This is a genomic window from Legionella sp. PATHC039 (genome assembly GCF_026191275.1).
Lineage (GTDB): Bacteria > Pseudomonadota > Gammaproteobacteria > Legionellales > Legionellaceae > Legionella > Legionella pneumophila.
Genome location: NZ_JAPHOP010000001.1, coordinates 1198238 through 1218352 on the forward strand (window position 1 = coordinate 1198238; position 20115 = coordinate 1218352).

Here is a 20115-nt window from a genome sequence, read left to right on the forward strand (position 1 = left end):
GAGGGCTTGCAATGAAATTATGGATAATACTATTTAGCTGCTTTATTGTTACCTTTTTAATAGCATTCTCCCACGCAAAAGCGCCAGTAAACAACAATAAATCATCTTATTGCCTCCCTAACCAACCATGCTGGCCAACCCCCAAAGAATGGGAGCAACTAAACAAAAAAATAAATGGCCATTTAATAAAAGCCAGGAACTATCTGTCACCTTGCATTGAAGATCCTAAAAGCAATGGTTGTAAAAATACCCTGGAGGAAATAAAAAATCCCTTTTATTTGGAAACACAACCTACCGCAACCCAGTCCACCGGCTGGTTTGATGCATGGGATTCAGAAATAAGCCCATACATAGTTGCAGCAAAAACACCGCAGGAAATTGCTCATGCAGTAAAATTTGCTAGAAAACATCATATCAAACTAGTTGTCAAAGGCACTGGTCATGACTATCTTGGAAGATCCAATGCTCCTGATTCTTTGTTGATTTGGACACATCACATGCGAGAAATACAATTCCAGAAACATTTCGTCCCAAATGGTTGTTCTGCAAATCATAAGGGTGTTCCTGCGGTAACTGCTGAAGCGGGTACCAGATGGATAGAGGCTTATAAAGAGGTTACTGTAAACCAGGGGCGCTATGTTCAGGGCGGAGGTTGTACTTCCGTTGGAGTTGCCGGGGGATTTATTCAAGGCGGGGGATTTGGGAGTTTTTCTAAAAAATATGGAACCGGTGCAGGGGGAATTTTAGAAGCAGAAGTAATTATTGCTGATGGTTCAATTTTGATTGCCAATGAATGCCAAAACCAGGATTTATATTGGGCATTGAAAGGAGGTGGCGGCGGAACTTATGGTATTGTAAGTAAAATCACATTGGAAACGCATGAATTGCCAGCAATATTTGGAGCATTAACAGGAAGTATTACAGCAAAAACAGAGCAGGATTTTAAGAGTCTCATAGACTATTTTATTATTTTTTACAGGGAAAGACTTCATAATGAACATTGGGGGGAACAAGTCATATTAGGCCCTGATAACAAAATGGAGTTGGCATTGGTTTTTCAAGGGATAAGCAAAACTCAGGTTGATAGATTATGGCAACCATTAAAAACTTGGTTATCCCAAAAACCTGAACGTTATCAATTTACAATAAAAAGCCTGGTACTGCCTGCAAGAAAATTCTGGGATTATGATTATTTAAGCAAAAATCTACCTGATCATATTGTATTTGATAAGCGAAAAAATATCCCTTATCCAGAGTTTTGGTGGGCTGGTAATCAGTCAGAAGTTTCTATCTATTTAACTCACTACCAATCCGGTTATTTACCCTATACCCTCTTTCAAGAAAAATTTTCGAATAAACTATCTAACGCTTTGTTTGAAGCATCTCGACTGACCAAACTGTCTTTGCATTTTAACAAAGGCTTGGCAGGGGCGTCTCAGCAAGCAATCGAGAGACAAAGAAAAACATCAATGAACCCTTCCGTATTGGATGCAGCAGCCTTGATAACAATAATTGGGGGGCAACAAAATGTCTTTCCCAAGTTGCCTGGGCACAAACCTGATTTAGATAAAGCACGGTTTTCAGCTAAGCAAGCAAAAAAAGCAATGAAGCTAATATCTGATCTGAATCCTGATTCGGGCACTTATGGAAATGAGGCCGATTACAATTTAAAAAATTGGCAAAGAGCTTTATGGGGATCCAATTATGAGAAGTTATTACAAATTAAACACCATTATGATCCTGAAAACCTGTTTAATTGCCACCATTGTATTGGAAGTGAATAAAAATTAATTAATAATTTTGAGAATCTCAGTTAGAATAACTAGTCATAGTGAATTAATTAGCATTGGAGTTTAAATTATCATGAAGACTAAAATCATATTAAAATCCATTTCATCATTACTTTTGGGTTTGCTACTTGTAAGTTGTAGCAATGAACTTCCTCCCGGCGAATATGATGCAAATGAGATAGGCAAAATAAAAAAGGTTATTCCGGGTGTGATTATTTCGAAACGACCAGTTAATTTACATCGTCAAAACGCTGATGCCAATCTGCATGTAAAAGGTAGTGCTGACTCTAATTTGATAGATGGTGGTTATAATAGAACACATGGTGTCGAATATGTCATCAAGTTAAACTCTGGCACCATTATTTCAGTGGTACAAGCAGAAGACTTGAAATTAAAGAACAAGCAAAAAATTCTGGTAATTTATGGAAGACACACTCGAGTTGTAGCTGATAATGGGAGCGATGTATATTAATTAGCCTGCCTGCTCCAAAATATGGGTTGGTGTTGGATTTTTTCTTCTAAAGCCTGTCTTATGAAGGAACTTTCCTACACCCATAATCTCTTGAAACAACAAATTTTCTATTAGGGTTGAGAGGACAGATTATTTAAATCAATGCTAATCCAACCGCAAACCACATTACTAATCCATAATAACCACTCACTAAAAATGCTTTAAAACAATTTTTAGGTTTTCTTGCATAAATTAATTTTAGTTGATAAGTCAATATTCCAGCAGCATTACACCATAACAAATAAAAAAACCATTCTGCATTTTTATTTATTGCCCATACCAACCATAAAGAATGCAGAAAAACCAGTAACAAGGCAATAATTAATCTATCATAACTTGCAAAATATATTGCAGTTGATTTGACTCCTATTTTTAAATCATCGGCTTTGTCAGTCATCGCATACATCGTGTCATAAGCGATAATCCAGGTAAAATTAATTAAAAACAATACAATAAAATCGCTATTTAAATTTTTCCCTGAGGCAATAAATGCCATAGGAATACCCATGGAAAAAGCCAAACCTAATATCAGTTGTGGTGCATTCAAAAATCGTTTACAAAATGGGTATACAAAAGTAATTAGCACGGAAATAACCGCAAAATAAAAACAATTGATTGGAAGTTTTAATAATAAAAGCAATGAGGCAAAAAGTAATATAAACAATAAAATAAATGCCTCAGACAAGCTGACCTCTCCAGAAGTCAAGGGACGAAATTGGGTTCGGGCTACATGCCTATCAATATGTCTGTCAGCAATATCGTTAATAACACAACCTGCGGAACGCATGAATACTGTACCTAATAAAAAAATCATAAGCAAATCAATAGAAGGAAAGCCCTGATTTGCCATCCAAAGTGCCCATGCGGTGGGATACCAAAGTAATAAAATTCCTATTGGTTTATTTAAGCGTAATAATCTGACATAGGCATTCCAGGGAATCATAATAAACTTTCCAACTCCGGTAACAAGATTTCAGCCAAATAAAAAGAACTCTTTTCCTGAAATACTAGCTCCGTAAACCTGACCCACATCTGAGAGTATTCAGAGCCAATGTATTTTTTAACCCAATGAAACTCAAGATTTAATTGATTTACAGGATAACAAAGTATTGGTAACCGCCTCACACTACTTTCATCAAAAATGAGATTTCGTATTGATTCATTTTCCAAACGGTTGAAAAATTCTGGCTTAAGGGCATAACACGATTGTGGAATAACCGATCGCGCATACCAATAGACAATCCCTTGATTTTTCATAACAATTTCACGTTGAAGAATGCTTTTGTCCTGTATACACAGAACATACTTATCCCACCAATTTGGGATAGACCAGTTCTGAGATAAACGTTCCAGCTCCGCATTACCGGTCATTGCTTTTAGTTTATCTGTTAAGGAACCTTGGTATTCTAACCAATCTTTGAGTAATCCTGGTCCTTTCGTATCGGCAATCAGCAGGGATTGATAATTAATAGACATACATAAATAATTTGGAAAAAAAATTCATAAGATATTACAGAATTACCTCTTTATGAACAACCATTGCTTATAATTTAAGATAAAAACAAAATTATTTTATTTTGATTTTGCGTTAATTACCCCACCCTAGCTCTGCCAAGCCTATTTAAAGTAACCACAACTTTTTCATTGGTTCGTCTATTATTCAAAATAAATTTACCATTGCTCATCGCACGATTCGGAATATTGGATATAATAATTCTATGGTTTGAATCTACGCCTTTCCAATTAATATTCCAGGAATTAGAACTCCATTGCCATTGGTAAATAAGCTCGGTTTTATTGGATTTTCGATTAAGTTTAGCGAGCATCATTCCCCTAGACCAATTTTCATTAGAACCAAAAGGAAGAAGATAAATCGGATGCCCCAAATGAATAGCCTGTATTTTGGAGTATTGAATGGCTGTTTTTATGCTATTAACTAATGATTCTCTCTCATTGTTTTGGATTAGTGAAAAAAATGACCATGAACCTAAAAGCAATAATCCTAAAAGCAAAGCTAATGCAAGCATTGTTTCAAGTAGAGTAAATCCTGTTATTTTCATCAATTGAAGCCTCATATCATCTACAAAATTTTATGATGAAGATAAGAGGCGATCCTAAGAGCAATCGCTTTGGGTGATATGGCTGCGGCATAGGCTAAAATTTTATTTCTTATCCCCGGAATAATATACAACTTTCCTTTTTTTAATCCTTTATAGGCAATTTTAGCGACCTTTTCAGGGGTCATCATTCCAATATATCCCCTCTCCAACATAGAACTTTCCATACCAGAAGCATGGAAAAAATTGGTTTTTGTTGCTCCAGGACAAAGAATAGACATAGATACCTTAGTATCTTTAAGCTCATAAGCAATAGCATGGGAAAGCGTTGCCACATATGCCTTACTCGCATAGTAGGCTGCCATAAAAGGACCCGGTTGAAATGCTGCTGTCGAAGAAACCTGTAAAATACTGCCTTCGTTTCGAGCTACAAAATCATGAAGAAAACATAGTGTTAATTCACTTAAAGAAATCATGTTTATGTTCATTAAATCATCGAGCTTGTTCATGCCCATCTCAACAAAGGAACCCATATAGCCTATGCCCGCATTATTAACCAGGCAGTTGACTTCTACACCCTGCTCCTTTAAATCAGTATACAACTTAAATGCGCTTCCAGGTTTGCTTAAGTCATGTACTTTATATTCAACATTAACTTGATATTGTGTATTTAATTGCTTTGAAATGTGCTCCAGCTGTTCAGAATCTCTACCAATAAGTATTAAATCATGGCCATGTGATGCAAACTCATACGCCAAGGCCAAGCCTATTCCTCTCGTGGCTCCCGTTATTAAGGTCATCATGAAGCATTCCTCCTTTTACTGTTTGCACAGGCTCTATTTGGTTACGTAGGCAATCCAATAACCGAGATACATCGTCATACTTTTCCTGTTTTAACAAATTCAAGATCCGTATACATTGAGGGAGACTTAAATCCCATTTGCCAAAATAATTTGCTTTCATAAGATTAATGTCGCTATACAATAAATGCCTAACCTCTTTTAATACATTATAAATTTGTTGGCATGATCTTTCCTTGAGCTCTTTAATTAATTTAATGATGATATGAATCATAACATGAGCATTCCCTGAAATTTTGTTAAAATGCTCAAGACAATCAAAGGGAGAATGTATATTTAGTGAATGACGTGCACGGTCTAATAGATTCTTATCAATTTTATTTATTAATAAATCATTAGATAGTTTTAAAAAAATTGGATAGAGCGCCAGTAAGACATCATGGTTTCCATTTTCAAGTTCCTGGCTGTGATTATGATGCTGACAAACCGCATTACCAAAAAAAGTTAAAGTATTGCTTTCATTACAAGCTGTTTTATTCTTTTCAGGATTAGAAGGTAGAGACGTATTAAAATAAAGTTTTCTAAGTTCAAGGGATTGCTTCATTAAAGCAGTACGATTAGGTAAGGTAGATTGCACAATTAGATTATTAACAACATTAAACCATTGTTCATGTCCCCTGTAACAACAGTATGCAAGCAAATCTCCCAAAGAATTGAAAGTAGAGTACATTATTTCCTTGTTAACATAGCTGTTTTTTTTTCTAGTATATCTTACATTAAGATAATCCAGAGTTGATTGATAACCATTTTGGATCAATTCCTCCTGGCTCTGCCTCTCTACATTAAATCCTGTTGTTGATACTTTCCCTGTTTCAGGAATTATAGTTTGAAGAGCATATTGTCTTAATTTAAGGCGGTCTCTTTCCCATCCACTTGCAGGATCACTCACTCCAGTCAGTAAGCTATAAATCCAGTTAAGAACGAAATTCTCCCGATAAACTTTGTCCATTATTCTATCAATAACATTTCTTTCAATCCCATTATCAAATTGAACTGCCAATACTTTTAAATTATTACCAAATTCAGACTCCAACAGCGTTGAGTGGTCATCAAAAAAAACTTCAGTTGGAAAATTACTTAATATTCCACCATCATTATGCTCTTCACCATCCAGCAGAGTATCTCTATACAAAACTGGAAAGCTCGCAGAAATTTTAACTGCTTCACTGACCTCCAATAATGGGTAACGATTTGCTGATAAATAAATAGTTTTTCCTGTGCGTTTATTTGTTGCTGTAACAATTAATTCTTTGCCTATTCCACAATCTGGAAATTGCTCTCTTAGAGAAGCTAAAGTACTAAAAGTTATTTTTCCCTTAGGATATGGAATTTTATATTTATTTACTATTTGCCTTACTTTATTTGCAATCGCATAATCCAGCGCGGTCTTTAAGGAATGGGTATCCGATAATCCATTTCTGTCTATATCAAATTGAACTAAATGCTCTTGTTTGAAATGCTTGAAAAGTTCACTAATTTCATCAGCAGTATAACCTAGGTAGCACATCAAAGACATCATAGCACCGGCAGAGCTTCCTGCAAATTTGGTTGGCTTCATTCCTGCTTCATTGAGAGCCTTCCAAACCCCCACGTGAGCAAAAATTTTTGCCCCACCTCCACAAAAAACCAAATTAGTAATATCAGGTCGTTTCTCTGTGACTAAGATCTCTTTTGATTTGGAGCGCTGATAAATTTTGACAGTTTTAGTTTTATAAAGTAATTCCAAATTGTCGTCTGCAGTGCTTGTTTTTTTAGCGTCGTATGTATCGCCAAAAAAAAGTTTAGATATCCATCTCCAAAGTCTGATATACCAAGGCCTCACACCATTGAAACGTTGCATTTTTCTATAATCATACATTTCTTTATGACGAGCTTCTGAATCAGTTACATCAATAGATTGCGGATGAGGGCTTTTACAGACAGACTCATAATTAAGATTTTTATAATTGAGCCCAATAAGTTCATCAACCAGTTTATCAGTAATGAATACTCTTTTAACATTACCTAATGGCTCACTTTGGTTATCATTCGGATCTCTGTATTTTGTACCTGAAGGTGGTACTAAAAACTGGTTAAATCCAATTAAGATACCCTGCTTTCCATGACACATTTCAATACCAGTCAGCTGATAATTGACAGAAAGTCCCAAATCCGTTATTTTCCAATGCTCAGATTTATTATTAAATAACCAGTTTTTTAAGATACCCCACCAGCTTAAAGCAACCTCCGCAGTGAAACCTCGATCTTCATTCACGTAAACGCCGCTTAAAAAACCATGCTCTTTATCTTTTTGATGAGGCTCAAGCAACCATTCAATAAATAAAGCTCTTTTTGAATCACTCAATCGAGTGAAATCAAAAATCATACGTTCATCATCAAATAAATAATTTCCAAGTGCAATCTTGTTATCTGGAGGTAATCCATTAATTCTGAGGCGTCCCAGATAAGCTGATATGATTATTTTTTTTAATAAATCTAAATTCTGAGGGTATTTGGTGTCAGATTCCAGCAGTTGACTTATGACGTGCTGTGGGGTCATCAGTAAATCCTTACGTCTGGGTAGTCCATAGAATAAATATCTGAAATACTATTGATTATTTTTAAATATTTATTAATCATCTTTATAACAATTATCATAAATTTCTATGGAATAAAATAGGAATGGTACAACTAATTCAAAAATGAACAAAATTATACCATATGTATAATTTTTTAAAAGTATGTGCCATCAAAGATCACGCAATAGAGCTGAGACAACCTCCTGAGGATTGCTCGCTTGCGTAATTGGTCTTCCAATAACCAGAAAATCACTTCCTTCTCTGATGGCTTGTTGTGGAGTCATTACTCGCGATTGATCATCTTTTAGATTATTTGGCAGTCTTATGCCAGGAGTAACGGTAATAAAATTCTCACCACACTTCTGTTTTATAATTTTAACTTCATGCGCAGAGCTTACCACACCATCAAGCCCAGCCTCTCTGGCAAGCATAGCGAGATGGGTTGCTTGCTCAGGCAATGTATTACTAATACCAACACTGGCCAGCTCCCCTTCTTCAAAACTGGTCAGCACAGTCACTGCAATCAACAAAGGCCTGTCTTTACCATACTTTTTTAAAGATTCCCTGGCAGCTTGCAACATTTTTAAGCCACCGATAGCATGAACATTTATCATCCATACCCCTAATTCTGCAGCAGAGTGGCATGCTTTAGCAACTGTATTAGGGATATCGTGAAATTTCAAATCTAAAAATATTTTAAACTCTCTTCTTACCAATTCTTTTACAAACTGAGGACCTAGTAGAGTAAAAAGCTCACTCCCAACCTTAAGTGCGCAATGATTCGGATCAAGTTTGTCAACCAATTGTAAAGCGTTATCTTGATTATCAAAATCCAACGCAACGATTAATTTAGGTGTCATTTATACCACAGCCTCTTCATTCATCATAAGTAAAGCATTTCTCACTGCTACAACTATTTTCAATTGCTCATCTTCTTGTAAATAAGGGTGCATAGGCAGGCTAATTACATGTTGACTTGCTTTCTCAGAGTTTGGAAAATCTCCAAGTTTGTAATTTAAATAACCAAGTGCCTGCTGTTGATGCATAGCAATTGGGTAATGAACAGCTGTAGGTATACCTGAGGCTTGCATTGACTTCACAAATACATCTCTATTCTCAACCTCAATGGTATACTGAGCATACACACTTGCATTGCATTCATGCACATAAGGAGTTTTCACTAACTCAGAGAGCATTTGATCATAACGCTTTGCTACTTTTTGTCGCAATAGAATTTCATTAGAAAATATTTTCAGCTTCTGAAGTAGTATTGCTGCTTGGATAGTGTCCATTCGACCATTAATCCCTACCCGATTATGGCAATAGCGAGCATTTTGTCCATGAATTCTAATTTCAATTAATTTTTGGGCTAAAACATCATCATTCGTAAAACAAGCTCCAGAATCACCATAACCACCTAAAGGTTTTGATGGGAAAAAACTGGTACAGCCAATAGTAGCCAGGGAACAAGAGTATTTGCCTTTATAAGTAGCTCCAAAACTCTGCGCGGCATCTTCAATAACAGGAATACCGTATTGAGTTGCAATGGCATTAATCACATCATAATCTGCGCATTGCCCATATAAATCTACTGGCATAATGGCCTTGGTTTTCTTAGTGATTGCTCTCTCTAACTGCTCAGGATCCAAATTATAAGTTAAAGGATCTATATCTACAAAGACGGGTGTTGCATGACAAAGGCTAATCACTTCTGCTGTTGCGAAGAAACTAAATGGGCTTGTAATTACTTCATCCCCAGGCTGAATATCCAGAGCCATCAATGCCATTAATAAAGCATCTGTACCACTTGAATTCACAATCGCATGCTTCACTCCAACAAAAGTGGCCAACTCTTTTTCAAGTTCTGCAATTTCAGGCCCCATAATATATTGGCCATGATTTAATACCCTTTTAATGCTGTTTAAAATATCATTCTCAATTAAAGAATATTGTGTTTTTAAGTCGATAAATTGCATTATAATCTCATAATTAGTATATAAATTGTTTAGCTATACCTAAGATCAATACCATGAAGTTAAGGAATAATCTTAATACAAATCTAAAGTTGCAATAAACTGATTTGAACGTAAACTGCCTTGGCAAACTAGAAGACAAATCAAATTAAATTAAATTTCCTATTCGAATTGTTTTACTTAATTTGCAATAACAAATTTGAATTACGATACTAAGTTAATATGCAACTGTTCATTAACTTTCTGAGAGTATGTCTCAGGTTAATCCCCTTCCAAACCATGGATAGGCTTCATTCTACCCCACTGTTTACAACTTGGGCAATGCCAATGTAAATGTTTACCACCAAAACCACAATGCCCACATCGATATATGGGCTTATTATCTAAAAACTTGCTAGTAATATCATAAAGCATTTGCAGTTTTTCACGTACTTTCCCATGAGCAGACTCCAAGTGCCAATAAATCAAACGATTCAAACCTCTTATCGATGGATGTTTGCTTAAATTATCAGCCACAAAGTCAATTGCAATATCCATACCCTTACTTTGTCGTAAATAATCAGCGATAACGAAAATTACAGAGGCTCGCGGATGTTTTTCCAAAGTTTGCTCAAGATAGTGAATACAATCCGGCATGGAGTCCAGTTCTTTATGGCAAAGAACTAATGATTCAATGATTTCGGTTAAAAACTCTGCATCCTGCTGCGGCACTCTTTTTAAAGATCGAATAGCCTGTTTATAGCGGCCTTCTTTTATTTCAATTGTAGCATTCATCAAACTAGCTCTTACGGACTCCGGATCAACATTCATTGCTTGCTTTATACAATAAATTGCTCTATCCATTGCATTGATTTTAAGCGCTTGACTAGCCATTTCACAGTAATAATGAGCTGCTTGATTGTGAAAACTGGCTCCGGTAGAAATTTCCAGTTTCTTAATAATATCTAAAGCTTTTTCCCAAGCTTTTTCTTGTTGGTAAATTGCTAATAATCCTTGAAGACTGCTTGTATCTCTACTCCCGCCCAACTCAACAACTTCAAGGAATATACGTTCAGCTCGGTCAAACACTCCAGCACTCATATAATCTTGCCCTAAAGCCATTAGGGCTTCCTTTCGCTGTTGAATACTTAATTGAGGTCTGGCGATTAAATTTTGATGAATACGAATAGCCCTGTCTACTTCCCCTCTACGCCTGAACAAGCTACCCAGTGCAAGATGGGTTTCTACTGTATCGCTATCAACTTCTAGAAGCTTGATAAATACGTCAACCGCTTTATCAGATTGTTCATTTAATAAATAATTAAGTCCAACTACATATTCTCGCGATAAGCGATTGTGGACATGAGCATCTTTATTAGAATTACTGCGGTTAGCCAGCCACCAGCCAGACCATGCGGCAGCAGGTAACAAAAGTGGCCATAAATTAATCATCTATTAATTTTCCTCTCTGCATATCGAGTTTCCACTAATAATAAAATTAATGTTGATCTTGTAAGGGTATTGAACGTAAATTCTTAATTTCTTTTTCAGTTAGTTTTAATTGGTTTTTCATTTTACGACATTCAATTTTTAAACGCCAATATCGTGTAATAAAGAGAACAAAACCTATAAAAACACCAACTCCGAGCATGATAGTCATAAGAACAGAGATAGGCATGGACACCGTTTTAAAATAGAAATTAACTTGAACCGACGAGGCATTTAGAGCCGCAAAACTAACACCAATAATAATAAGCAGCAAATAAGTTACCAGCATTAATATGCGCATTGAATATTTCCTTTAATCCTTAAGCTAAAAAGTCCATCATAGCATAATCTTTTTCTCAAAATAAAAAAAAAAGCGTAGATAGTTCTACGCTTTTTTAGTTTTGACTTAAAAAGGTTATTCACCTTCTTTGCTAGCCATTTTTTCTTTCAATAAATCACCCAGAGTAGTTGATGCTGCCTCTGTTCTTGAGTACTTCTTAATTGCATCCGCTTCATCCTGGGCATCTTTTGCCTTGACAGAAAGTGAAATGGTGCGATTTTTTCTATCAATATTAGTGATTTTTGCTTCAACTTCATCACCAACTTTTACGATAGTGGTAGCATCATCAACACGTTCATCGGATAATTCACTCACACGAATTGTCCCAGAAACATCTTCTGCTAACGCAACTGTTACAGTTTTAGGTTCTACAGCTGTAACTGTACCTTTAACAATAGATCCTTTCGTGTAAGTTTCAGCAAAACTGGCAAAACTGTCGCCTTCCAATTGTTTCAATCCTAAAGAAATACGCTCTCTCTCTGGATCGATTGCTAAAATAACAGCTTCTAACTCTTGGCCCTTTTTAAATTGTTTTACCGCTTCTTCACCAGGAACAGTCCAGGAAATATCAGATAAATGAACTAGTCCATCAATATCACCATCAAGACCTATAAAGATTCCAAAGTCAGTAATAGAACGGATCTTGCCTTTTACTTTTTCGCCTTTATTATGAGTAGATGCAAATTGCTGCCATGGATTGCCCACGCACTGTTTCATACCTAAAGAAATACGTCGTCGTTCTTCATCAATTTCAAGAACCATAACGTCGACTACATCTCCCAGAGACACTACTTTGCTTGGGTGAACATTCTTATTAGTCCAATCCATTTCTGACATGTGGACTAAACCTTCTACACCTTCCTCAATTTCGACAAAGCAACCATAATCGGTGATGTTAGTTACTTTACCTTGCAATCTCTTGCCTATTGGGTAACGTTCAACCAAATCAACCCAAGGATCATTTCCTAACTGCTTCATACCCAAGGAAACACGGTTTCTTTCACTATCAAAGCTTAGTACTTTGACTTTAACATCCTGACCTACTGATAATACTTCACTTGGATGCTTGACTCGCTTCCAGGAAATGTCAGTGATATGTAACAAACCATCTATGCCGCCAAGATCAATGAAAGCACCATAGTCGGTAAGGTTTTTAACAATACCGTGAAGCTCTTGACCATCATGTAAAGACTCCAGTAGTGCTTGTCTGTCAGCGCTACTTTCTTCTTCAACTACAGCTCGTCGAGAAACAACAATATTATTGCGTTTCAAATCCATCTTGATGACTTTAAATTCAAGTTCTTTACCCTCGAGGTAAGACGGATCTCTTACAGGCCTAACATCAACAAGGGAACCCGGTAAAAATGCTCTGATTGAGCCAATTTCCACAGTAAAACCACCTTTGACTTTTCCAGAAATCAAACCAGTAACTGTTTCATTATTTTCGTGGCATTTCGATAATTTGCGCCATGCTTCCTGGCGTTTTGCTTTTTCTCTTGAAAGGAGCGTTTCGCCGTGACCATCTTCTACTGAATCCAGGGCCACTTCGACAGTATCGCCTACTTTAACTTCCAACTCGCCATTTTTATCGTAGAATTCTTCTACGGCAACAATACCTTCTGACTTTAGTCCAGCATTGAGAGTAACAAAATCATCATCGATATCGATGACTTTAGCAGTAATAATGGCACCAGGATAAAATTGAGCTCCGGCAATACTTTGCTCAAATAATTCTTTGAAACTTTCAGACATGTTAATAAACTCTTTAGTAAAAAAATGGAAGAATGAGTTCCACTCACCTTCCCCCCAATTCAAAACTACAAATTATTCAAACGTTCATCAATTAATTTTAATACAATATTGAACACTTGTACAATTGTTAGTCCGGTTGTATCGATCAATACAGCATCTTCAGCTGGTTTCAATGGCGCATGCGTACGAGCTGTATCCCTTGCATCGCGTTTAGCCAGTTCTTCAACAACCTGCGCGAGGCTAACATTAATCCCATTATCTTGCAACTGTAAATATCGTCTATTTGCTCTTTCTTCTGCACTTGCATATAAATAAACCTTCAAAACAGCATTTGGAAAGACCACCGTACCCATATCGCGTCCATCTGTCACCAACCCAGGAAATTGGGCAAAGTTTCTCTGGCGTTCAAGCAGTGCTGTTCTTACTTCAGGAATCACTGCAATTTGTGAGGCATCCTGACCACATTGCTCACTGCGGATTTGCTGACTGACATTTGCACCATCAAGTATTACTTTTATTTCATTATCCGCAGATGATTCAAAACGCAAATTCAGGGAACGGGCCAAAGCGGTTAATTTTTTAATATCATTCGGTTCGATGCTATTTTTCCGAGCAGCATAAGCTAGAACACGATAAATAGCACCACTGTCAAGCATATTCCAATGCAGTCTCTTGGCTACCAAATGACAAATTGTCCCCTTTCCTGTTCCACTTGGACCATCCAACGTAATGACAGGAACCTCATTATTAAAAACCATCAGCTGTATTCCTCTATCTGAAAATGAAGCATGTTAGCGGTAGTAACAAAAGATGGGAATGAAGTTGCAACATTGGCGCAGTTTTTAATCGTTACAGGAGCACTGGCGACAGCGCCAGCAATGGCAAATGACATGGCAATACGGTGATCTCCTCGACTATTAACCTCACCACCCTGTATACTTCCACCCTCTATCAATATTCCATCATCAAAACCTTCAGCATGAACTCCCAATTGGTTTAAGCCATCCACCATCGCGCCAATACGATCACTTTCCTTCAAGCGCAGTTCTTTAGCTCCATGAAGAGTTGTTTTCCCTTGTGCGCAAGCAGCTGCAATAAAAATAACCGGGAATTCATCAATCGCCAAAGGCACCATAGAGGCAGGAATATCGATTCCTTTTAATTGGGAATATCTGATATGCAAATCGGCAACTGGTTCCTCTCCATAGGCACGTTGATTCAAAACTCTTATGTCCGCTCCCATTTCAGTTAAAATATGAATAATGCCAGTTCGTGTAGGATTAATACCTACATTACGAATTAAAACATCGGAACCTGGAGTAATAGAAGCTGCAACAATAAAAAAAGCAGCAGATGAAATGTCTCCCGGGATATTCAGACGAGTTCCATGGCACTCGCCATTACGATCAATTACGATAGCACCATCTTGTATCTGAACTGGATAAGAAAATGTTCTTAACATTCTTTCGGTATGATCCCGACTGACTGCATTTTCAGTTATTTTTGTTTGTCCTTCAGCATACATACCAGCTAACAACAGGGACGACTTTACCTGAGCACTAGCTTCCGGCATAACATAATGTATTCCATTTAATTTTTTTCCGCCTTTGATTACTATAGGCGGCTTCCCATCCTGAGTAGTGACGTCTGCACCCATTTGACTTAAGGGTCTACTGACTCTTAACATTGGGCGTTTAAGTAAACTTTCGTCTCCCGTTAACTGGCTATCAAATTGTTGTGCTGCAAGCAATCCAGCCAGCAAGCGCATACTGGTACCTGAGTTGCCACAATCAATAATATTTTGGGGTTGTTTTAAACCATATTTCCCAACCCCATGAATAATGACACATTGCTTATCAGGCCCCTCTATCCTAACACCCATCGATTGGAATGCTTTAAGGGTAGCTATGCAATCTTCACCATCTAAAAAGCCATCGATTACTGAAGTTCCAATAGCAATCGCGCCAAAAATAATAGAACGATGGGAAATGGATTTATCTCCAGGTACTGTGATTTCGCCCTTAAGGCAGCCAACTGGTTTACTTATAAAATTCAACATGCTTATTAACCATTTTCTTTTGCAAATTCAGACAAAAACTCAATGAGCGCATCAACTCCAGCCATAGGCATGGCATTGTACAAACTGGCGCGCAATCCTCCTGCGAAACGATGACCTTTTAAGGCCTTTAACCCACGCTCATTAGCCATATCTAGGAATTTTTGTTCCAAATCAGGATAGCAGAGGGAAAAACAAATGTTCATTATAGAACGAGCTTCTTTAGATACTGGAGTTAGATAAAAATCAGTTGAATCAAGATATTGATATAACTTCGCGGCTTTCAAACAATTCCTTTGAAATAATCCTTCTATACCTCCCTGAGTTTTTATCCACTCGAACATTTTACTTGCCAAATAACAATTAAATACTGGTGGTGTAGCATATAAGGAGCGATGTTCGGCATGATTTTTATAATTCAACATGGTAGGAATCACTGGTTCAGGTTGGTTTTTTAGTAAATCCTCATGAATGATAACTACAGTTAAACCTGCATTGGCAATGTTCTTCTGCGCACCAGCAAAAATCAAACCATATTGATTAATATTTATCGGCTCGCTCAACAAGCAAGAAGTCATATCCGCGACTAAAGGAACCCCTCCTGTTTTAGGAACATAAGGAAATCTGACTCCATTAATTGTTTCATTTGGGGTGTAATAGACATAAGCTGTATTACTTTTTAACTCCCACTTTTGATAATCAGGAATTGATACAAATCCCTCTTTCTCTTCATTGCTAAGATAATATGCCTGTTTTAGAAGATTCGCTTCATGATAAGCCATCTTAGACCAGATTCCAGTAATAAAATAAGCCGCCTCATCCCCGAGCTGTAATAAATTCATAGGGATCATGGCAAATTGTGCCCGAGCTGCTCCTCCTAAAAACAATACATGATAATTTTTAGGGATATTTAACAGCTCTCTTAACGATTGCTCCGCAGTACTTAAAAGATTAATGATCTCCGGTGTTCTATGCCCTATTTCAAGTATGGACATTCCGGTATTACGCCAATTAAGGAATTCTTCTTGAGCCTCTTTTAGTATTTCCTCGGGCAGCATAGCAGGGCCAGCTCCAAAATTGAAAACCTTGCTATTCATCATTGTTGTCTTCAGCATTGAGGGATGAATCTTCTGCTTCTTCTAACTCTTCTCCAAGATCTACAATTTTTTGCATTCCAACAACTGTCTCACCAGAACTGACATTAATCAGGCGAACTCCTTGTGTATTTCTGCCTATCACAGATAATTCATTAACTTTAAAACGAACCAAAGTTCCTTTATCTGTAATTAACATGGCTTCGTCATTATCTGTAACCTGCAAGGAACGGACCACTTTACCATTTCGTTCAGTTACCTGAATGGAAATAACACCTTGCCCCCCCCTTCCTGACACTCGATATTCATCAATATGAGTTCTCTTGCCGTAGCCGTTTTCAGTTGCCGTCAAAATGGTACCTCCTCTTGGGTCGACTACCACAAGAGATTTAACGGCTTGATCCTTTTCCACCCTAATTCCGCGAACTCCTCGAGCCGTGCGTCCCATAGGTCTCACTTTACTTTCATCAAAGCGGATTACTTTGCCTGCATCGGTAAACAACATAATATCGCGAGCACCATCAGTAATATCAACTCCAACGAGACTGTCATCTTCTTCCAGGTCCACAGCAATAATACCATTGGAACGCGGCCTGCTAAATGCGTTTAAAGGTACTTTTTTAACTGTTCCCTTCTTGGTTGCCATAAACACATAGCTGCCGTCTTTGTACTCACGAACAGGGAGCATAGCATTAATCTCTTCACCTTCTGCCAAAGGAAGAATATTAATTATAGGCCTTCCTCTCGAAGTGCGGCTTGCTTGAGGCAATTGATACGCTTTTAGCCAATATAATTTGCCATGATTGGAGAAGCATAATAAGGTGTCATGAGTACTCGCAATAACCAAACGTTCAACAAAATCCTCATCCTTGACATGAGTTGCCGATTTCCCTTTGCCACCTCGGCGCTGAGCCTGATAGGCTGTAATGGGCTGATATTTTACATAACCTTGATGAGATAAAGTGACCACAACGTCTTCTTCGGTAATCAAATCTTCAATAGTCAAATCTTCTTGTGAGGCTGTTATTTCCGTTCGTCTCTCATCACCAAATTGGGATTTAATCTCTATCAATTCATCGCGAATAACTTGCATAAGTCTTTCAGGTGAAGCCAATATATCAAGTAATTCTTTAATTAAATTCAATAGCTCTTCAAATTCATTAATAATTTTATCTTGTTCAAGAGCTGTTAGCCTATGTAATCTTAATTCAAGTATTGCTTGTGCCTGTGCTTCAGATAATTTATATCCGTTCTCATGCAAACCATATTCTTCAGTTAAATCATCAGGCCTTGACGCGTTTGAGCCAGCCTTTTCCAACATGGCCTTTACCAAGCCAGGTTGCCATATTTTGCTTAATAAAGCATTTTTTGCGTCTTGAGGAGTAGGAGATTGCTTAATTAACGCAATCATTTCATCGATATTGGCTAAGGCGATTCCCAAGCCCTCCAATAAATGGGCTCTACTTCTGGCTTTTTTCAATTCAAATATTGTGCGCCTGGTAACAACCTCTCTTCGATGTTTTATAAAATATTCCAGTATTTGTTTCAAATTCAAAGTACGCGGTTGGCCATCCACCAGAGCAACCATATTAATTCCGAATACATTTTGCATTTGAGTATGAGCGAACAGGTTATTCAATACCACATCTGCTACTTCATTGCGTTTTAATTCAATGACTACTCTCATTCCCTGCTTATCTGACTCATCCCTCAAGCCGGAAATTCCTTCGATTTTCTTGTCCCTTACCAATTCAGCAATACGCTCGATCAAACGCGCTTTATTCACCTGATAAGGTAATTCCTGAATAATAATTGACTGACGGCCTGAACTTTCATCCGTTTCAATTTCTGTGCGTGCCCTGATAACAACCCGCCCTTTTCCAGTACGATAACCTTCAATAATTCCAGCACGACCATTAATAATTGCTGCTGTAGGAAAATCAGGGCCAGGAATAATTTCCATTAAATCTTCAAGACTCGTGTCAGGTTCATCCACTAAAGTAACACATGCATTGATCACTTCGGTAAGATTATGTGGTGGAATATTAGTAGCCATCCCTACCGCAATACCGGAAGAACCATTAACTAACAAATTAGGAATTCTCGATGGCAATACCACTGGAGCAAATTCTGTTTCATCATAGTTAGGACTAAAATCAACGGTTTCCTTATCCAAATCAGCCAGTAAAGCATGTGCCACTTTGGACATTCTTACTTCAGTGTAACGCATCGCAGCTGGAGCATCTCCATCTACAGAACCAAAATTACCCTGTCCATCGATCAAAAGGTAGCGCATAGAAAAAGGTTGAGCCATACGAACAATAGTGTCATAAACAGCTGTATCACCATGAGGATGGTATTTACCGATGACATCCCCTACTACACGGGCAGATTTTTTATAAGGTTTATTCCAATCATTACCCAACTCGCTCATCGCAAAAAGAACTCGCCTATGCACCGGCTTTAAACCATCACGTACATCAGGCAATGCTCGACCTACAATAACACTCATCGCATAATCCAAATAGGATTGCTTCAATTCGTCTTCTATGTTGACTGGTAAGACTTCTTTGGCTAGGTATACCATGATTTGGATGTATCCTTTAGACAATAAATCAAGATTAATTTAATGCAAAAGGATACCACACTGGGCGTCTTAATTAAATGACCTTAAGCTTCAGATGGCTCAAGGATATTTTTAATATTCGCAAGTGATTTTGTAATTAGGGAATCCAGACAAGATTTGACATCAGTTACAAAATTTCCATGTATCCTGTTATTAATCACCACACTTAAGGATAAGCATTTATGTCCAAGCATACTGCCAAGTGCGTAGATGGCAGCAGTTTCCATCTCAAGATTAATTACTGAATAATTCTGAGTACAAAATTTTCCTAACTGACTAATAAGATTGGGATAATGAAGAGGAATTCTTAACTGGCGGCCTTGCGGCCCATAAAAACCACCACAAGTGGCTGTAATTCCCGTATGGCCTAAGACACTAAACTGTTCAGCTAATTGCGGGCAGGATTCAGAAATATAAAATGGACCACTCTCTCCCTTTAGATAATTAGATAACTCTTCCCTAATTGTTTCAAGCACTCCCATCGGCTGATACTGATAATAATCAATCAAACTATCAAAACCAATTGCATATCGACTAATCGCTATATCTCCAGGCATACAGCTCGCAGCCACTCCTCCTGTAGTGCCTAATCGAATAATTGTTAAACTCTTTTTGTTAGTATTCACCGTTCGTGTAGATAAATCGATGTTTGCCAAAGCATCCAGTTCATTCATCACAATATCTATGTTTGGCATGCCAATGCCAGTTGAGAGAACTGTAATTCTATGAGTTCCGAGGTACCCAGTATGGGTAACAAATTCTCGGTGGGAGCGTTTCACTTCAATTTTATCAAAATGTTGACTAACCAGGCTCACTCGCCCAGGGTCTCCAACTGTAATGATGAGGTCAGATATTTCCTCAGTTCTTAAATCAAGATGATATACCGCACCACGATGATTAATAGGTAATTCAGCTGGAGTTATCATTTTTTTTTCTATTATTCCTCAAATTTGTAAACCATAATATATAATCAATGTATACGGTTGCAAATGGTCTAAATTATTTGAATGTATGACTAAGGTCAGATTTTG

Annotated in this window: 17 protein-coding genes; 2 read left to right on the forward strand and 15 right to left on the reverse strand. The window is 37.4% G+C overall.

Annotated features, from left to right (window positions below):
- Positions 1-11 precede the first annotated feature (11 nt).
- Positions 12-1784 (forward strand): FAD-dependent oxidoreductase, encoded by a 1773-nt coding sequence (locus tag OQI99_RS05410; protein ID WP_061514057.1) that lies wholly within the window; start codon positions 12-14, stop codon positions 1782-1784.
- Between the two features lie 79 nt (positions 1785-1863).
- Positions 1864-2262 carry a hypothetical protein gene (locus tag OQI99_RS05415; protein ID WP_061514058.1) on the forward strand — a complete coding sequence of 133 codons (399 nt, stop codon included), beginning with the start codon at positions 1864-1866 and terminating at the stop codon, positions 2260-2262.
- Positions 2263-2395: 133 nt separating this feature from the next.
- Here the strand turns inward: OQI99_RS05415 and ubiA are convergent, their stop codons facing one another.
- The 15 genes from ubiA to OQI99_RS05490 all read right to left on the reverse strand — a co-directional run bounded on the left by ubiA (position 2396) and on the right by OQI99_RS05490 (position 20010).
- A complete protein-coding gene (gene ubiA, locus OQI99_RS05420) occupies positions 2396-3244 on the reverse strand; it encodes a 4-hydroxybenzoate octaprenyltransferase (protein WP_061514059.1) in 849 nt (282 codons plus the stop codon).
- A complete protein-coding gene (locus OQI99_RS05425) occupies positions 3241-3777 on the reverse strand; it encodes a chorismate--pyruvate lyase family protein (RefSeq protein WP_061514060.1) in 537 nt (178 codons plus the stop codon). The genes ubiA and OQI99_RS05425 overlap by 4 nt, the downstream gene beginning before the upstream one ends.
- A 116-nt stretch (positions 3778-3893) precedes the next feature.
- Positions 3894-4376 carry a GspH/FimT family pseudopilin gene (locus OQI99_RS05430; RefSeq protein ID WP_061514061.1) on the reverse strand — a complete coding sequence of 161 codons (483 nt, stop codon included), beginning with the start codon at positions 4374-4376 and terminating at the stop codon, positions 3894-3896.
- A gap of 5 nt (positions 4377-4381) precedes the next feature.
- Complete coding sequence (locus tag OQI99_RS05435) at positions 4382-5161, reverse strand: SDR family NAD(P)-dependent oxidoreductase (RefSeq protein ID WP_061514062.1); 780 nt, start codon at positions 5159-5161, stop codon at positions 4382-4384.
- Positions 5106-7760 (reverse strand): Dot/Icm T4SS effector VpdC, encoded by a 2655-nt coding sequence (gene vpdC, locus OQI99_RS05440; protein ID WP_265732352.1) that lies wholly within the window; start codon positions 7758-7760, stop codon positions 5106-5108. Before vpdC ends, OQI99_RS05435 begins: the two co-directional genes overlap by 56 nt.
- 186 nt (positions 7761-7946) lie before the next feature.
- Positions 7947-8636, reverse strand: coding sequence for an orotidine-5'-phosphate decarboxylase (gene pyrF, locus OQI99_RS05445; protein WP_061514064.1), 690 nt, complete (start codon positions 8634-8636; stop codon positions 7947-7949).
- Positions 8637-9752 carry a DegT/DnrJ/EryC1/StrS family aminotransferase gene (locus OQI99_RS05450; protein ID WP_061514065.1) on the reverse strand — a complete coding sequence of 372 codons (1116 nt, stop codon included), beginning with the start codon at positions 9750-9752 and terminating at the stop codon, positions 8637-8639.
- 258 nt (positions 9753-10010) lie between these two features.
- Positions 10011-11180 (reverse strand): lipopolysaccharide assembly protein LapB, encoded by a 1170-nt coding sequence (lapB, locus tag OQI99_RS05455; RefSeq protein WP_061514066.1) that lies wholly within the window; start codon positions 11178-11180, stop codon positions 10011-10013.
- 46 nt (positions 11181-11226) lie between these two features.
- The gene (locus OQI99_RS05460; protein ID WP_010947151.1) at positions 11227-11517 is read right to left on the reverse strand and encodes a LapA family protein; all 291 of its coding nucleotides are present in this window, start codon (positions 11515-11517) and stop codon (positions 11227-11229) included.
- A 114-nt stretch (positions 11518-11631) separates the two neighbouring features.
- Positions 11632-13308: a 30S ribosomal protein S1 gene (gene rpsA, locus OQI99_RS05465; RefSeq protein ID WP_010947150.1), complete on the reverse strand. Its 1677-nt coding sequence runs from the start codon at positions 13306-13308 to the stop codon at positions 11632-11634.
- Between the two features lie 65 nt (positions 13309-13373).
- Positions 13374-14066 (reverse strand): (d)CMP kinase, encoded by a 693-nt coding sequence (gene cmk / locus OQI99_RS05470; RefSeq protein WP_061514067.1) that lies wholly within the window; start codon positions 14064-14066, stop codon positions 13374-13376.
- A complete protein-coding gene (gene aroA, locus OQI99_RS05475) occupies positions 14066-15367 on the reverse strand; it encodes a 3-phosphoshikimate 1-carboxyvinyltransferase (protein WP_080447474.1) in 1302 nt (433 codons plus the stop codon). Before aroA ends, cmk begins: the two co-directional genes overlap by 1 nt.
- Positions 15368-15372: 5 nt before the next feature.
- The gene (serC, locus tag OQI99_RS05480; RefSeq protein WP_061514093.1) at positions 15373-16461 is read right to left on the reverse strand and encodes a 3-phosphoserine/phosphohydroxythreonine transaminase; all 1089 of its coding nucleotides are present in this window, start codon (positions 16459-16461) and stop codon (positions 15373-15375) included.
- Positions 16454-19045 (reverse strand): DNA gyrase subunit A, encoded by a 2592-nt coding sequence (gene gyrA / locus OQI99_RS05485; RefSeq protein WP_061514069.1) that lies wholly within the window; start codon positions 19043-19045, stop codon positions 16454-16456. Before gyrA ends, serC begins: the two co-directional genes overlap by 8 nt.
- 83 nt (positions 19046-19128) lie before the next feature.
- Positions 19129-20010, reverse strand: a complete 882-nt coding sequence (locus OQI99_RS05490) for a nucleoside phosphorylase (RefSeq protein ID WP_061514070.1) — start codon at positions 20008-20010, stop codon at positions 19129-19131.
- Positions 20011-20115 lie beyond the last annotated feature (105 nt).

What these genes read in the sequence shown, in the direction of transcription:
- OQI99_RS05410 (WP_061514057.1), top strand. Translation starts at nt 12, where the DNA reads ATGAAATTATGGATAATACTATTTAGCTGCTTTATTGTTACCTTTTTA.
- OQI99_RS05415 (WP_061514058.1), top strand. Translation starts at nt 1,864, where the DNA reads ATGAAGACTAAAATCATATTAAAATCCATTTCATCATTACTTTTGGGT.
- ubiA (WP_061514059.1), bottom strand. Translation starts at nt 3,244, where the DNA reads ATGATTCCCTGGAATGCCTATGTCAGATTATTACGCTTAAATAAACCA.
- OQI99_RS05425 (WP_061514060.1), bottom strand. Translation starts at nt 3,777, where the DNA reads ATGTCTATTAATTATCAATCCCTGCTGATTGCCGATACGAAAGGACCA.
- OQI99_RS05430 (WP_061514061.1), bottom strand. Translation starts at nt 4,376, where the DNA reads ATGAGGCTTCAATTGATGAAAATAACAGGATTTACTCTACTTGAAACA.
- OQI99_RS05435 (WP_061514062.1), bottom strand. Translation starts at nt 5,161, where the DNA reads ATGATGACCTTAATAACGGGAGCCACGAGAGGAATAGGCTTGGCCTTG.
- pyrF (WP_061514064.1), bottom strand. Translation starts at nt 8,636, where the DNA reads ATGACACCTAAATTAATCGTTGCGTTGGATTTTGATAATCAAGATAAC.
- OQI99_RS05450 (WP_061514065.1), bottom strand. Translation starts at nt 9,752, where the DNA reads ATGCAATTTATCGACTTAAAAACACAATATTCTTTAATTGAGAATGAT.
- lapB (WP_061514066.1), bottom strand. Translation starts at nt 11,180, where the DNA reads ATGATTAATTTATGGCCACTTTTGTTACCTGCTGCCGCATGGTCTGGC.
- OQI99_RS05460 (WP_010947151.1), bottom strand. Translation starts at nt 11,517, where the DNA reads ATGCGCATATTAATGCTGGTAACTTATTTGCTGCTTATTATTATTGGT.
- rpsA (WP_010947150.1), bottom strand. Translation starts at nt 13,308, where the DNA reads ATGTCTGAAAGTTTCAAAGAATTATTTGAGCAAAGTATTGCCGGAGCT.
- cmk (WP_061514067.1), bottom strand. Translation starts at nt 14,066, where the DNA reads ATGGTTTTTAATAATGAGGTTCCTGTCATTACGTTGGATGGTCCAAGT.
- aroA (WP_080447474.1), bottom strand. Translation starts at nt 15,367, where the DNA reads ATGTTGAATTTTATAAGTAAACCAGTTGGCTGCCTTAAGGGCGAAATC.
- serC (WP_061514093.1), bottom strand. Translation starts at nt 16,461, where the DNA reads ATGAATAGCAAGGTTTTCAATTTTGGAGCTGGCCCTGCTATGCTGCCC.
- gyrA (WP_061514069.1), bottom strand. Translation starts at nt 19,045, where the DNA reads ATGGTATACCTAGCCAAAGAAGTCTTACCAGTCAACATAGAAGACGAA.
- OQI99_RS05490 (WP_061514070.1), bottom strand. Translation starts at nt 20,010, where the DNA reads ATGATAACTCCAGCTGAATTACCTATTAATCATCGTGGTGCGGTATAT.